This is a genomic window from Bacillus sp. EKM206B, assembly GCF_011066015.1.
Taxonomy (GTDB): Bacteria; Bacillota; Bacilli; order Bacillales; family Bacillaceae; genus Bacillus; species Bacillus velezensis.
In genome coordinates this window covers 1-14877 of the sequence record NZ_JAAMNL010000008.1, presented here as the reverse complement: position 1 = coordinate 14877, position 14877 = coordinate 1, and the positions used below count along the sequence as shown (strand labels likewise).

14 protein-coding genes and 3 tRNA genes are annotated in these 14877 nt (G+C 45.4%); 4 read left to right on the top strand and 13 right to left on the bottom strand.

From position 1 onward, the window contains the following. Window positions 1-247 precede the first annotated feature (247 nt). The gene (locus G9F50_RS14855) at window positions 248-679 is read right to left on the bottom strand and encodes a MarR family winged helix-turn-helix transcriptional regulator (RefSeq protein ID WP_011996235.1); all 432 of its coding nucleotides are present in this window, start codon (window positions 677-679) and stop codon (window positions 248-250) included. A gap of 195 nt (window positions 680-874) precedes the next feature. On the opposite strand from G9F50_RS14855, the gene G9F50_RS14850 reads away from it, so the two are divergent. The 3 genes from G9F50_RS14850 (at window position 875) to G9F50_RS14840 (ending at window position 2897) form a co-directional block, all read left to right on the top strand. Then, window positions 875-1279: a CidA/LrgA family holin-like protein gene (locus G9F50_RS14850; RefSeq protein ID WP_003156751.1), complete on the top strand. Its 405-nt coding sequence runs from the start codon at window positions 875-877 to the stop codon at window positions 1277-1279. Continuing rightward, on the top strand, window positions 1249-1941 hold the full coding sequence (locus tag G9F50_RS14845; RefSeq protein WP_007408978.1) for an LrgB family protein: 693 nt from the start codon (window positions 1249-1251) through the stop codon (window positions 1939-1941). The genes G9F50_RS14850 and G9F50_RS14845 overlap by 31 nt, the downstream gene beginning before the upstream one ends. A gap of 110 nt (window positions 1942-2051) precedes the next feature. Then, complete coding sequence (locus G9F50_RS14840) at window positions 2052-2897, top strand: aldo/keto reductase (RefSeq protein ID WP_185670514.1); 846 nt, start codon at window positions 2052-2054, stop codon at window positions 2895-2897. Between the two features lie 52 nt (window positions 2898-2949). On the opposite strand, the gene G9F50_RS14835 is transcribed toward G9F50_RS14840, so the two are convergent. Then, window positions 2950-4116, bottom strand: a complete 1167-nt coding sequence (locus G9F50_RS14835) for a DUF4885 family protein (protein WP_015239061.1) — start codon at window positions 4114-4116, stop codon at window positions 2950-2952. 134 nt (window positions 4117-4250) lie between these two features. On the opposite strand from G9F50_RS14835, the gene G9F50_RS14830 reads away from it, so the two are divergent. Beyond that, window positions 4251-5132 (top strand): hypothetical protein, encoded by an 882-nt coding sequence (locus tag G9F50_RS14830; protein WP_041481998.1) that lies wholly within the window; start codon window positions 4251-4253, stop codon window positions 5130-5132. A 113-nt stretch (window positions 5133-5245) separates the two neighbouring features. Here G9F50_RS14830 and G9F50_RS14825 read toward each other — a convergent pair whose 3' ends face one another. The 11 genes from G9F50_RS14825 to G9F50_RS14775 form a co-directional block, all read right to left on the bottom strand. After that, on the bottom strand, window positions 5246-5899 hold the full coding sequence (locus tag G9F50_RS14825; protein ID WP_165406588.1) for an ABC-2 transporter permease: 654 nt from the start codon (window positions 5897-5899) through the stop codon (window positions 5246-5248). Further along, on the bottom strand, window positions 5877-6749 hold the full coding sequence (locus G9F50_RS14820) for an ABC transporter ATP-binding protein (protein ID WP_085341685.1): 873 nt from the start codon (window positions 6747-6749) through the stop codon (window positions 5877-5879). Before G9F50_RS14820 ends, G9F50_RS14825 begins: the two co-directional genes overlap by 23 nt. Before the next feature lie 419 nt (window positions 6750-7168). Beyond that, complete coding sequence (gene glmS, locus G9F50_RS14815; protein ID WP_003156758.1) at window positions 7169-8971, bottom strand: glutamine--fructose-6-phosphate transaminase (isomerizing); 1803 nt, start codon at window positions 8969-8971, stop codon at window positions 7169-7171. A 431-nt stretch (window positions 8972-9402) separates the two neighbouring features. Beyond that, window positions 9403-10749 (bottom strand): phosphoglucosamine mutase, encoded by a 1347-nt coding sequence (gene glmM / locus G9F50_RS14810; RefSeq protein WP_007408011.1) that lies wholly within the window; start codon window positions 10747-10749, stop codon window positions 9403-9405. Between the two features lie 17 nt (window positions 10750-10766). After that, window positions 10767-12206, bottom strand: coding sequence for a CdaA regulatory protein CdaR (gene cdaR / locus G9F50_RS14805; protein ID WP_165417776.1), 1440 nt, complete (start codon window positions 12204-12206; stop codon window positions 10767-10769). Continuing rightward, the gene (gene cdaA, locus G9F50_RS14800) at window positions 12199-13020 is read right to left on the bottom strand and encodes a diadenylate cyclase CdaA (RefSeq protein ID WP_003156763.1); all 822 of its coding nucleotides are present in this window, start codon (window positions 13018-13020) and stop codon (window positions 12199-12201) included. Before cdaA ends, cdaR begins: the two co-directional genes overlap by 8 nt. 165 nt (window positions 13021-13185) lie before the next feature. After that, on the bottom strand, window positions 13186-13812 hold the full coding sequence (gene rsiW, locus G9F50_RS14795; protein WP_011996220.1) for an anti-sigma-W factor RsiW: 627 nt from the start codon (window positions 13810-13812) through the stop codon (window positions 13186-13188). A 13-nt stretch (window positions 13813-13825) separates the two neighbouring features. Then, window positions 13826-14389 (bottom strand): RNA polymerase sigma factor SigW, encoded by a 564-nt coding sequence (gene sigW, locus G9F50_RS14790; RefSeq protein WP_003156766.1) that lies wholly within the window; start codon window positions 14387-14389, stop codon window positions 13826-13828. Window positions 14390-14621: 232 nt separating this feature from the next. Beyond that, window positions 14622-14693, bottom strand: a tRNA-Gln gene (locus tag G9F50_RS14785). Window positions 14694-14697: 4 nt separating this feature from the next. Beyond that, a tRNA-Tyr gene (locus G9F50_RS14780) sits at window positions 14698-14782 on the bottom strand. A 19-nt stretch (window positions 14783-14801) separates the two neighbouring features. Then, a tRNA-Thr gene (locus G9F50_RS14775) sits at window positions 14802-14874 on the bottom strand. Window positions 14875-14877 lie beyond the last annotated feature (3 nt).

Sequence of the window (14877 nt, the reverse complement as noted above, 5' to 3'; positions counted from 1 at the left end):
TTTTTTTCAGGTAAACACCTTACACCCTAAACCAACAAACTAAAAATAAAGCGCTTTCATTTTTATTGAATTATGAATATTGAGATAATAAATGCTGCAGCCTCCGAGAAACAGGATGTCCCCTGGAGAAACATGTTCCGCCCCCTATTCAATATTATTTTTGCTAAGCAGAATGGCGTAAAGTCTTACTCTCTTCCATTCTCCCTTGTATACGCCATAATCCTGCTTAACCGGCAAAAATCATGCATTAATCGATAAATGCCTCATTCAGCCGCAGCAAAAGCCGGCCGAACTTTTCTTTTTCATCGCCTGACCAATCGTCAAGCATATGTCGGTATCGATCAAGACGCATCTTTTTATCAGCTTTTAACCTCTGTTTGCCAAGCTTCGTAATCGCAAACAGACTGACCCGCCCGTCAGAAGGATCGGAAAAACGCTGGATCAGCTCTTTCGACTCCAAGGCCGCGGCCTGGCGTGACAATGTGGAAATATCCAGCTTAAAAGATTCGGCTAATTCCTTTACACGCGCCGGTCCGAATTCATCCAGCTGCCGTAATAACAAATACGCAGCCCTTTCCAGATGTCCGATTTTACGGTCGGAGTTATCAAGATAAACAGCTCTCCTGATAAAAGTGGTGAGCTCATATTCAATTAATTCAATCGGATCTTGTTTTGACAACAGCCTCACTCCTTACAATTGACAACAGCAATATTATTTGTATAATACAAACATATGCACATTTACTCAGAAAACATATAGAAAGATTTTGCATACATATATTTGTATAGTACAAATATATGCACAAAAAGTAAAGAAACATATCGAAGCATCAAGAAAGGGGGAAGCTGCTCTTCTCCAAAGAACAGCATTGTCGTGAAAGTCATACGCATCATCTTGCAAATCATTATTTTATTCGCATTTTCCTTTATCGGGGGAGCCGTTCAGCAGTTCTTTCACCTGCCCATTCCCGGAAGTATCATCGGTTTGATCCTGCTGATCATATGTTTATCGGTTAAGATCATTCCCGTCAAAATGATTGAAGACGGAGCCGGATTTTTGCTGTCTTTTCTTCCGCTGTTATTCATTCCGGCCATGACGGGCGTCATCAATTACCCGTCACTGTTTTCCGCCAGCGGGGCTGCTCTGTTTCTGATCATCGTGCTGAGCACCATCGTCACAATGATCGCCGCAGGGTACGCCAGCCAGCTGTTAGAGCACAAAGCCAATCAGAGAAAGGAGAAAAAGAAGTGCAGCAAGCATGTATCGCAATCCTTATAATTTTGTTCACGGCCGCCGCCTATCTGGCTATGGTGAAATTATATGTGCGCTTTCCATATCCCTTTCTCATACCGGTTTTGACGACTACGATTTTCATTATCGCCGTGCTGCTTGTTTTTCATATTTCGTATAAAGACTATATGATCGGCGGACAATGGATCAATTCACTGCTCGGTCCCGCCGTGGTGGCTTTGGCATACCCGCTTTATAAGCAGCGCCGGGTGTTAATCAAGTATATGTTTCCGATCATCGGCGGCGTATTGGCCGGTTTATTCTCCGGAATGGTCAGCGGCCTGCTATTTGCAGAGCTGTTCGGCATCAGCCGGAGTTTGATTTTGTCAATTATCCCAAAATCAATTACGACGCCTGTCGCGATACAGATTGCGTCCGGTATCGGCGGTGTCCCTTCCATGACAGTCGTGTTCGTCATGATCGCAGGGTTTTCCGGCGTTATCTTAGGACCGCTGCTTCTCAAGTGGATCCGCATTCGCAGCTCACTCGGGAAAGGAATTGCATTCGGGAGCGCTTCCCATGCGCTCGGCACCTCAAAAGCAATGGAGTACGGAGAATTAACGGTCTCCATGAGCTCTGTTTCCATGACGCTCTGCGCCGTGTTAGGGTCGGTCTTCGGCCCCGTCGTAGCATGGATGTTTCAAATTTAAAGCTGACGGTTCTCCGTCAGCTTTTTTCATGTGCGGCTCATCTCATTTCCTTCCATTATTATGTTTCATTTGTAAAAATAATGGTAAAGTAGAAAACAAGGAGGGATTTAATGATGACTGGAGCAATTCCGCAAAAGAAACTGCTGGATGGGACAAGCATTCCTGCGATCGGCTTCGGTACATACGCTCTTAATGGAAACAACGGCGTTCATGCCATTACCAGCGCCATTGATATCGGCTACCGTCTGATTGACACCGCTTATAACTATGAAAATGAAGGGACGGTCGGAGAAGCCATCAAGAGAAGCTCTGTTCCGAGAGAACAGCTATACGTGACGTCCAAGCTGCCCGGACGCTACCATGACTATGACAAAGCTGTACAAACCATCCAAGAATCTTTATACCGCGTCGGTCTGGACTACTATGACCTGTATCTCGTCCATTGGCCGAACCCGAAACAAGACCGCTACACGGAAGCATGGCAGGCACTGATTGATGCGAAAAAATGGGGTCTGATCCGATCCATCGGCGTCTGCAATTTCCTGCCTGAGCATATCGAACGGCTCGAACGTGAAACCGGCGTAAAGCCAGGCATCAACCAAATAGAACTGCATCCCGCTTTTAATCAGCAGCAGCAGCGCCAATGGCACGAAGAACAGGGCATCGTGACAGAATCATGGAGTCCGTTATCCCGCGCCGGCGAAGTATTGAACGATCAAAAACTCGGACGGATTGCGGACAAATACGGCAAAACCATTTCTCAAGTCATTTTACGCTGGCATATCCAGCTGGGCACCATCCCGATTCCAAAATCAGCATCGCCCGAGCGCCAGCTTGAAAACATCTCCGTTTTTGATTTCTCCCTTGATGAAAACGACATGAGCATTATCGACTCGCTTACCCGCCCCGACGGACGCATAAACGGCCAAGACCCGGCGGAGTATGAGGAGTTTTAAGTAAACGCATAAAGAAAAGCTGACGGCATCATTCGTCAGCTTTTTTCTCAATTTATATACGCACACCCAGCTCCCGTTTCCATTCAGAAAGCCAATCTGTATCCCCAGATCCGTATTGCCTGCTTTGGCCGACATCACGCAGAGATCCGTTTTTATACTCAATGGACAGCACCAAATCAGGAATTGCATCATAACCCGTTCTCGCAAGCTTCGTGAGCCCCTGTCCGTAATGGGCGGCCGCTTCTGCCGCCGTATGTTTCAGCAAAGGATCGTGCTGCAGCGCTTCTTTATAGACGTCTAAAAGGTCGCGGCCGTCTTCTGTGACGTACTTTCCGTCCACGATCTGCAAGTCTTTCAGATGATAGCCGGTCACCTCATACATTTCCCGAACGACTTGATATTTCTCATACGCTTCCGCCGTAAATTGCGAGGAATCATCACTCCGGCTGCGAATGATGTGCGCAAACAGCTCTTTGCTGTTTTCCCCGGAGTTTAAGACGGCTTCAATCTGCTGAGTGAGATCTTTATCGTCAGTCCCGCTCACTTTTAACAGATAATCAATCGGTGATATCGTAAATGTAAGATTCGCACCCTCCGGAATCTGAATATGATTCCGATGAAAAAGCATATCTATCTGCTGATTCACCTGCGCCCGCTGAAACACCCTTTCATTTTCGACTTGAATCTCTCCGTTGAGCGTTTCACCCCGAAACGCCGCATCACGGAAATCATAGCTTTGGGCTTTCCCCTTAAACAGCCATTCCGTTTCATTATGATAAGCGGCCTGACGCTCCGATTCTGATAAATCACTTCTGAAATAAGGTGAATCGGCACGCTGGTATTTGTCCTTAATATAATGCAAAGGATCTGGTTTTCGTTTATTAATTTCATTGATACGGCTGTATTTCTCATCAAGAATCTTGCTCGCAATATCACTCTCAGACTCATACGGATTATTAGCGTCTATTACCGTCTCTTTCCCATTATCCGTAATCGTTTTCTGATTTGCAGATTGATATAAACGGGACAGGCTGCTCCCTTTCTCAGTGACACCGCTCCTTGAATAATTCACCTGGCTCAGATCGCGGGTCCCGCCTGCCTGAATCAATAAGCTGTCCGGCCCTTTTGCCGCATCTTTCACATTTGTTTTGGAAGAATACCGCTGAAGCACTTGCTGAGCCATTACTTGATTTTTTATATAACGAGCGTTTAGGCGCATGTTTTTAACCTCCGCTTGAGATGATGTTCTAGTGTTTGTATCGGCTGTTTCCCAGTTGATTTTAACCTTAAATAACAAATGTTTACATCATGAGGGTTTTTATGTATGATGTAGTCAAAAAGGAGGAATTTTCCATGAAAAAGTATATATCTATACTATTTGTCAGTGCAATCTTATTATCAGGCGTATTGTTTGCACCTTCAGCCTCAGCCTCTGCGTCTCAAAAGAACTCATCACAAATAAGCGCTATTACAGGAAATCACTCATTTGAAACTGCCAATCCAGTAGGCTACTGGAAATATAAAAATATTGATACAGCCATATTGCCAAAAGGGGAAAAGGATTCGTATTTCACTTTCACGGCAAATAAGGGAGAAAGACTTTATGTCAGGAGTTCAACAAGAAGTGAATACAAGGGAATGGACATTGAAATTTATAATAAAAATAAAGTACTGATCAGTAAAGGCACAGAAGTGATAAATCCTGATACGGCGCTACCTTTTATCTATGCAAATACAGATGCGAAAGAAAATAACGAGACGTTCTACGTGAAAGTGTCCCGCGGCTCCTACACTGACGATATGTACTTTACACTCTCTATTTACGACCGAATCAAATCCGGCAGTGAGACCTTCTCATTCAGCGGTACAGCTGAAAATAAAGGGAACACAAGCCTCAGTCCGAATGGATCAGATTCAACTGTTCTTAGACTCGACTTAACCAAACAGACAAGCATTCCAAGAGACGCCACAGTGAAAAGAATCAACACCACCGCAACCCAAACACCAAGCCAAGGAAATACAAGCCACTACATCATGTCGGAAGAAAATAAAGTGTGGCACCGTGCACTTGCAAACAGCTCCACACAAGGGAATTACGGTATTACACTGGATGATAACCTCTCAGCGGCAAGCATCTGGAATTTTAAATACAACACACTTGCAACAGCTAAATCGACTATGAAAAATGTAAAATTGAAGATTGATTATGAGTACGATGTGACAACGCAGTTTTAATTAGAAGAACAGCCGCCCATTGGGCGGGCGGCTGCCTGCTTGGAGTTAAAGTGAATTTATGAGCCCGTACCATCTTATCCTGTTGTCATAGCATAAAATCATTAAACACGCTGCTAAAATTCTTTTTTATGATATATAGCTGCGGCAATGAAAAATGAAATGATATATAAGGTCATGCCGATCATGAGATATATAATCGGGACATATAAAGAAGGATTTATGTGCAAAAATGACGGCGATAATTGTTCTGCTACATACCCAACGACACTTTGCAATCCAAAGGTAGCAAAAAGTCCCCCCATTGCCCCTCCAATTACAATAGCATCGGATTTTTCCGGGCCTATCATGTAGAGAAGAGGATAAACGATTGCACCGGCAAAGAGAACGATGAACGTTCCAAAAGAGACAATATTAAATATGCTGTCAATCGGTTCATCAGATCCCAGGCTGTATACAAAGAAAACACCATAAGATAGTACGGCTCCGATCACAACAATCAAAAGATAAAAGAAATAGTGACTTTGAACAATATTTGTTCTGCTGACCGGTAAAGTCAGGACATACCTGTCATAGCCAGACTTGCTCTCATACTTTATAACCTCAAGTGCGGGCATGACGACAAACAAAATAATCAGCATAGCAACAAAACGATGCATTGAAGCATCCCCAAAATAAAAAATGACTGCTGATACCAATATGGCCAACCCCGTGTATGCAAAGAAACTTCGATAAACCAGGTAATAGTTAGTCAGTAACAGACCTCTCAATGTTTTCACTCCTCGTTAAAAAGACGCTGATTTCTTCTATGGAAATGGTGTTGGCCGTTACGCCATTCGGCAATTTCTGTTGATCCGATACAAGCACACTCCAATAAGATCCATGTTTCCTTTTTGCTAGAACGATATCTTCGTCAAGCTCAGCCAATTGGCCTTCATCAACGTCTATAACAGTATAGCTTTCAAGAACCTTATCTTTCTCTTCATTTAATAAAATTTCGCCATCTTTCATAATAATGATATGGCTGGCTATCTTCTCGACATCAGTCATAATGTGCGATGAAAGTAAAATACCGCCGTTGCTTTTACTCACAAAGCTTTTTAATTCATTTAACAGGTCATCTCTTGAAGAGGGATCAAGCCCTCCCGTTGCTTCATCCAGGAGTAATAATTGTGCATTATGCGACAAAGCAACAGCTACGGATAACTTCATTGACATGCCGCGCGAGAATGTATTCACTTTTTTGTCCATAGGTAAAGAGAAAGAATGAACCAACCGGTAAAAATGATCTTGGTCCCAAGCGTCGAATAGTTTCTTAAATACATGATTCAGCTGCTTTATCGTAAGGTGCGCAGGAAGATTCATCGCATCAAATACGACCCCAATATCTTCTTTGAACTTTATATGTTTATCCAGATTCTCTTTACCAAAGATTTTCACTTTACCTCTATCCTGAGAGATTAATCCTAATATCGTTTTAAATGTTGTTGACTTGCCTGCGCCGTTATCACCGATAAAACCGACAATTGATCCGGCAGGCACATTGAATGTAACATCCTTTAAAGCAGCTTTATGGCCAAAAGATTTGCTGATGTTTCTGATTTCTAAAAGGTTTGACATCATTCCACTCCTATCATTGTTGTCAGACTTTTTTTGAGAATTGAACCGGATTATTGCAAAAATGTTGTTATTTTTATATCTAGTCGAGTATTCATAATGGATCAGGAGTCGGCAAATACAACAGGGATTTTAAAGTCTTAAGCATAATGTGGATGTGTAATCGATTGATTACATTTATATAATGGGATATTCATGATGAAAACTGCTGAAGGTGATTACTTTCTGATGAGGCATGCACAAAAATGATTTACTAATGATTACATTTATGGATTTTAACCGGAATGCATCTCGTATTATAAAGCAGGTGTTAATCCTTTTCAATATATAAAAGGGGATTTCTTTACAATCGCAAAGAGTATGTATTTCTCATTTCCGCATTAAAAAACCCCTCTGGCTAATAACCAAAGGGGTTAAATATATTATTCCACAGTCACACTCTTCGCAAGGTTGCGCGGTTTATCAACGTCACAGCCGCGGTGCAGTGCAGCGTAGTAAGCAATCAGCTGCAATGGCACAACAGATACCAGCGGAGCAAGCGCAGGGTTGACTTCCGGCAGGATGAATCTGTCGTCTGCGTCTTCTAAGCCTTTCAGCGAGATGATGCAAGTGTTGGCGCCGCGGGCTGCGACTTCCTTCACGTTTCCGCGGATGCTCAGGTTGACGTGTTCTTGTGTCGCCAGTGCAAAGACCGGTGTTCCTTCTTCAATCAGAGCGATTGTTCCGTGCTTCAGCTCGCCGCCGGCGAAGCCTTCCGCCTGGATGTAAGAAATCTCTTTCAGCTTCAGGGCGCCTTCGACACACACGAAGTAGTCAAGGCCGCGGCCGATGAAGAAAGCGTTTCTTGAAACAGTCAGGTACTCACGCGCGATCATTTCCATTTCGTCCTTCTGGTCGCAGAGGGCTTCCATGGCGTTTGCCGCGATACCTAATTCTTTGACTAAATCAAAACCGATATCAACGCCGTTACGTTCTGCTGCAACGGATGCAAGGATCGCGAGGACGGCAATCTGAGCCGTATACGCTTTTGTTGATGCAACCGCGATCTCAGGGCCTGCGTGCAGAAGCAATGTGTAATCCGCTTCACGGGAAAGCGTTGATCCCGGAACGTTTGTGATCGTCAGCGCTTTGTGACCCAGCGCTTTGACTTGAACAAGCACGGCGCGGCTGTCCGCTGTTTCTCCGCTTTGAGAAAGGAAGATAAAGAGCGGCTTCTTAGACAGAAGCGGCATGTTGTAAGAGAATTCACTCGCTACATGCACTTCAACCGGTACGTTTGCCCACATTTCAATATATTGTTTCCCGACAAGACCGGCATGGTAGCTCGTTCCGCAAGCCACGATATAAATGCGGTCCGCTTCCGCCACGGCGTCAGCGACATCGCCGGCCACGGCCAGTCTGCCATTTTCGTCTTGATACGTTTGGATGATTTTGCGCATAACAAGCGGCTGCTCATCCGTTTCTTTTAACATGTAGTGAGGGTATGTGCCTTTTTCGATATCACTGGCGTCAAGCTCAGCGATATAAGACGCACGTGTCATGACTTCACCGTCAAGGTTTTTAATCACGGCTTCGTCTTTTGTCACGATCACCATTTCTTTGTCCAAAAGCTCAACGTATTCATTCGTTACTTGAAGCATAGCCATCGCGTCAGATGCCACGACGTTAAACGTATCTCCAAGGCCGATTAACAGAGGGCTTTTGTTTTTTGCAACGTAAATGGTGTCTGTGTTTTCACCGTCAAATAATGCAATTGCGTAAGAGCCTTTTAACAGAGTCAGTGTTTTGCGGAACGCTTCTTCTGTGCTAAGTCCTCCCGCCACAAATTGCTCGATCATTTGAACGACTACTTCAGTGTCCGTGTCGCTTTTCAGTTCAACGTTTTCAAGATATTCGCGCTTCAGCTGAACATAGTTCTCGATCACACCGTTGTGAACAAGTGTAAAGCGGCCGAGTGCGCTTTGATGCGGGTGAGCGTTCAGGAAGCTTGGTTCGCCGTGAGTCGCCCAGCGTGTATGGCCGATTCCCGCTTGAGATTCAACCGTGTGATCCACCACTTCACGAAGGTCGGCGATGCGGCCTTTTTCTTTGTACACATGCACGCCCTGCTCATTCGCCACAGCGATACCGGCAGAGTCATAACCGCGGTACTCAAGCTTCTCTAATCCTTTTAACAAAATCTCTTTCGCATCAAGCTGACCGATATAACCTACAATTCCACACATTTTTTCTTCCTCCTAAAGGTGCAAAAGGAGACGAAGAAAGTCAAATTACAAGGGGACTTTCAATCGTCCCCTCCCACATGTTTTTTTGGAAGATCATGTGATTTCTCTTTGTTCGGAGAGTCGCCCCTCCGGTTTGAAGAAATCCTTACGGCTGTGATCTAAATGAATCAGCCGGGAGGCATCCGCCGAAAATTCGATAACCTCCATCCTCGTCAACTAAGCCGTTTTTCGGGCGCTTAGTTCGGGCGCTGTAATTATAAAAGATGCAAACAATCCCGCCTTTCCTGCAAGTGAAAAACAAAGGCTGAACAAGCTTGATTTTACAGCATGTGCCAAGGACGGTCAATTATTTTTTGCCGCCCCGGCATCATGTTTACTATCATATTATGCTGATCGCACTTGTCTTGTTCGCTCTCTGCTTATAAACTTCGCTACTCCGCTCCCATTTCTGTCCGCACGACATCCACGATTTTTGTGACATATTCGTCACAAAGCTCTTTTGTTCTCGCTTCGGCCATCACGCGGACGAGCGGTTCGGTGCCTGACGGGCGCACTAAAATCCGGCCGTCTCCGTTCATTTCTTTTTCCACTTCAGAAATAACGGCCTTCACCTTAGCGTTTTCTTCTACCTTATATTTATCCGTCACTTTCACGTTCACTAAGAGCTGCGGGAATTTTTTCATTTCATCCGCAAGTTCTGAAAGGGTTTTGCCGGACGCCTTCAGCGTATTCACAAGCATGATCGCGGACAAAAGACCGTCGCCGGTAGTGTTGTAATCAAGGAAAATAAGGTGCCCTGACTGCTCGCCGCCGACATTATAGCCGTCTTTTTTCATCGCTTCTACGACATAGCGGTCGCCGACTGCCGTTTGAACGCTTTTGATTTCTTCTTTTTCAAGCGCTTTGTAGAAACCGAGGTTGCTCATTACAGTCGATACGACGGTATCATCCTTCAGACGGCCCTCTGATTTCAAATACTTCGCGCATATGTACATAATCTGATCACCGTCGACGATGTTTCCTTTTTCATCAACAGCAATGAGGCGGTCGCCGTCTCCGTCAAACGCAAGGCCGATATCGGCGTTTTTTTCTTTGACGAAAGCACTCAGCGCTTCCGGGTGTGTAGACCCGACGCCATCATTAATGTTTAATCCGTTCGGAGACGTCCCCATTGTAGATACGTCAGCATCGAGATCGGCAAAAAGGTGCGTCGCAATGGATGATGTCGCACCATGGGCGCAGTCAAGCGCTACATGAATGCCTGTGAAATCTTCGTCCGCCGTCTGCTTTAAAAATTGCAGATACTTTTGAACGCCTTCAAAATAATCGTTTACAAGCCCGAGGTCCGCGCCTGTCGGTCTCGGCAGCTTATCTTCCGGTTCATCCATGAGACGTTCAATCTCGGCCTCCTGCTCATCAGAAAGCTTAAAGCCGTCCCCTCCGAAAAATTTAATTCCGTTATCCTGTACGGGGTTGTGAGAAGCGGAGATCATGACGCCCGCCTCAGCATCCATGGCTTTCGTTAAATAGGATACCCCCGGCGTAGAAATAACGCCGAGGCGCATCACTTCAGCTCCGATCGATAAAAGTCCGGCGACAAGGGCTCCCTCCAGCATATGTCCGGAGATACGTGTATCACGGCCGATCAGCACTTTCGGGCGCTGCTTATCTTTGGTCAGGACATAACCGCCAAAACGCCCAACTTTAAAGGCCAGCTCTGGCGTAAGCTCGCTGTTGGCAACACCTCTTACACCATCTGTTCCAAAATACTTGCCCATTTTGTATCGCTCCTTTTTCATTCTGTTGAAGAAGAATCAGCGCTTGATCCGTCTTCATCCTGGTCTTGATTTTGATCCTGGTTTTGACTTTTATTCTGATCGCTGTCAGTGTCGTCTTCCCGGTTTTTGTTCTTGTCTTTGTCTGCGTCTCCGCTTGTGCCGTTCTTATTGCCGGAATCAGCGGAGCCGCCGTCATTTTTATTTGAACTTGTGTTTTTCTTAGAAGTCAGCTTGATCTTAACCGCGTCTTTTGACAGGGCCCATGTGACGTTTTGCGGGCCGTTTACTTCTAGCTTTACAGAGTGCTCTCCGTCATCCAAGTCCGAGACATTGGCATACAGTTCAATGTCCGACTTTTTCAGCGCCTTAATGTTGGCGGGAGAGCCTTTGGCCGTAATATTTATCGCCTGCGATTCAGGATCGAGAAACTCAATCTGCTGTGAGCCTCCCAGTCCGACCGTCTTGATTCCGACATTGTCAAAATTCTTTTTGTCTTCACTGTCCACTTTAACATGAAGCGTGATTTTTTCCGGTGATACCTTGGTGACACCCTTAGGAAGCGGGATATCGGCATTGATATCGGTATCTTTATCAATTTTGCCTAAATCAAGAGATACGCCGTCAATAAATTCAAGTGAATCCAGCACATCCTGCGGGCCGTAAACCGTCACCTCACTCGGATTCGAGTCAATGCTCGCAACGCTCACCCCGTCCGGAAGACTTCCCTTCCTATCGATTTTGAAAGGAAGCTTTTTGCTCGGACTGGCTACGGGAACCGTCACTTTAATGACTGACGGTTCAACATCAACAGGAAGTGCGTTGCCGTCTTTGTCATAGACGGTCACCTTCACTTCCTTTTCAATGGTCTCATTTGCATTTTCAAGGTTCACGGATGCTTTGACAAGTGAAATGTTATCAATCACATTTTTCGAACCTGTAATCTGCACGTTTTTCGGGCTGATAATCGGCTGCTGAGGGGTGTATCCCTTTTTCATTTTGCTTTTATTGTAGTATTCAACTTCCACGGGAAAACTCTCGGCCGTTTTTTCCTGAATCGTAACCGTCGTGACTGACGGGTTAATGGAGATTGTCAGTCCGTCCGATACGTTTTTCGCCTTCAATTCGACCTTATGAGTCCCGGTCTTCAGCTTATTCATATCGGCGTATATCTCAAAATTCTTCGTCTGTCTCGCCTTTTTCACCGCGCTTGTCGAGCCTTTAATCGTGACATTTACGGTCTGGGGCACGCCGGTGACAACATAGTTCGCTTCATCATAGTATGCTTTTACAGGAATATCAGTAAGCGTAGCCTCGTCAGTCGTTGATGTCGGAAAAAAGGATTCCCCCGGCTTTTTCGGAGTCGGCGCCTGGTTGTTGTTAACCGCAACGTAAAGCAGCAGCGCAAAGAGCAATGCAATGATCTTTACAGCCCAGCGGTTGTTTAAGAATTTATCCATTTTTCTTGCCCCTCCAGTACCAGCGGTTAGAAGAAGTATCTCTGGCGTTTTTCTTAAACTCGGCTTCAAGCATTTCTTTCAGTGCTTCTTCCGTCAATTCTCTGTGAAGGTCTCCGTTTTTGGCCACACTGATGGCGCCCGTCTCTTCAGATACAATAATGGTTAAGCTGTCCGTCACTTCACTGATGCCGACAGCCGCTCTGTGACGCGTCCCCAGCTCCTTTGAAATAAACGGGCTTTCAGAAAGCGGCAGATAACAGGCAGCCGCCGCAATCTCGTTATTTTTCATAATGACCGCTCCATCATGCAGCGGTGTATTCGGGATGAAGATATTAATCAAAAGCTCCGAGCTGACCTGCGCATTAAGCGGGATGCCCGTCTCAATATAATCGCCCATTCCCGTATCGCGCTCAATCGCGATGAGTGCGCCGATGCGGCGTTTCGCCATGTAGCTGATCGATTTTGTAATCGCTTCAATTGTCTTATGCTGCGCTTCCTCCACGGGGGTTCCGCTCCTGGAAAAGAACCGGCCCCGTCCGAGCTGTTCAAGCGCCCGTCTCAGCTCAGGCTGGAATATAATGATGATCGCTAAAAATCCCCATGTTATCGCTTGGTCCATCAGCCACTGAAGCGTGCTGAGTCCCAAATATGAACTGGCCATCCGGACCAATACGATGACGACGATTCCTTTTAAAAGCTGAACCGCCTTCGTCCCGCGTATGACCATGATTAATTTATATATCACATACCAAACAAGGAGAATATCAACGGCATTGCCGAGGTATTGCAAAAATGGGATGTCCTCAAAAGCCATTTCCTCGTCCTCCAAGAATTCAGTCATTTCGTTTTTCTGTTATGAATTGTGCTGCATGAGCAATATGTACATCATATAGCGTGCTCATTATACCACATTTTGATTTCTCAAGTGAAATGAGCCAGCGCGGCGATGCACAAAAAAAGAGTAAAGCGATTATACGCTTTACTCATCTTCACTCGGGTCCAAAGCGCTCACGACGCCCTGGCCCGCCGATTTCAGTTCGTACCAGACCCAGTCAAACAATTGGTTAATCTCTTCAATCTGCCCGGTGACTTGTCCGGCTGAGGCCATGTATTTTTCTCCGTTGACGACGGTCACATTGCCGTCGACTTTTCCTTCAATGAACAGCTTGCCGTTTTTTACTGTGACATCGCCCTTTACGGTCTCGCCTTCAGGGACGGTGACCGTGTGATTCTGCACGACAAGGTTCGGCTGTTTGGACACACTGAAATTGTGGTCATTATGCCAGCTGTTGAAAAAACCGCCGCCCATTAAAATCACAAAAACCGCTGCGGCTGCAATCATCGGATGAGTTTTGATCCATCGTTTTACAGAAGCGCGTTTTTTCTCTTTTGGAAGATTCGCCATAACTTTGGCAGTAAAATCAGCAGGGGCCGTGACATGCGATGTGCTTCGGACGAGTGCTACGGATTTCTCCATTTCATGAAAATGCCGTTTGCAATTCCCGCATGACTGCAAATGTTGTTTTAATACGTTTTCATCTTCAGGAAGGATATCTCCATCAAGATGCTTATGCATAAGCTGCACGATCTGTTCAGGACAGCTCATTTCATCACCCCACTTAAAGATCCCTCAATTGTTTTCTAAGAGCCTCTCTGCCTCTGTGTATCCTTGTCTTGACGGTGCCGACAGGGATATTCAGAATCTCCCCGATTTCAATTAAAGAGAGTTCGTCAATATACTTTAATACAATAACCGTTCTGTACTTGTCAGGCAGCTTTAAAATCTTTTTCTGAATTGTGTCCGACAGCTCCAATGACAATACGGCGTCTTCAGGGAGAACCCCGTCCGCGGCGATCTGCGAATACATCGTCAGCCCTTCTGCTCCCGCTACTTCTGCGTCCAGATAGTAATCAGGCTTTTTCTTGCGGATGCGGTCAATGGTCAGGTTGGTCGCAATTCTGTAAAGCCACGTCGAAAACTTTCTGTTGATATCGAAACTGTCGATATTGACATACGCTCTGATAAAAGCTTCCTGCGCAATATCTTCCGCTTCGTGAACATTGCCGAGCATGCGGTAGCAAAGCTGGTAAATCTTATCTTTATAAAGGTCAACGATTTCTGCAAACGCATTTTGATCGCCTTTTTTGACTTGCTTGATTCTTTTTTTAATCAGGTTTTCCATGTTTTATCTTACCTCTGCCCTTCACCGGTCTGTATCTATACGTTGATTGTTTTAAAAGGTTTCATTTTTTTTATTACATTTATTTTACCAAATTTCAGGCAGGGTGTAGATGGAAAATACAGAATATACTGCCTTAACAGCAGCTTAAAAATAGTATATCTGATGAACAATCAGAAATCGAAACAAAATGCTGATAAAAAAAAAGACACCTTTATGCAAAAGGTGTCTGAGACTGGGCTAGCTGGATTCGAACCAACGCATGACGGAGTCAAAGTCCGTTGCCTTACCGCTTGGCTATAGCCCAAAAATGGTGGAGGGGGGCAGATTCGAACTGCCGAACCCTGAGGGAGCGGATTTACAGTCCGCCGCGTTTAGCCACTTCGCTACCCCTCCGTATTTTTTTGAAAAACAGTGCCGGCCAGAGGACTTGAACCCCCAACCTACTGATTACAAGTCAGTTGCTCTACCAATTGAGCTAGGCCGGCAAA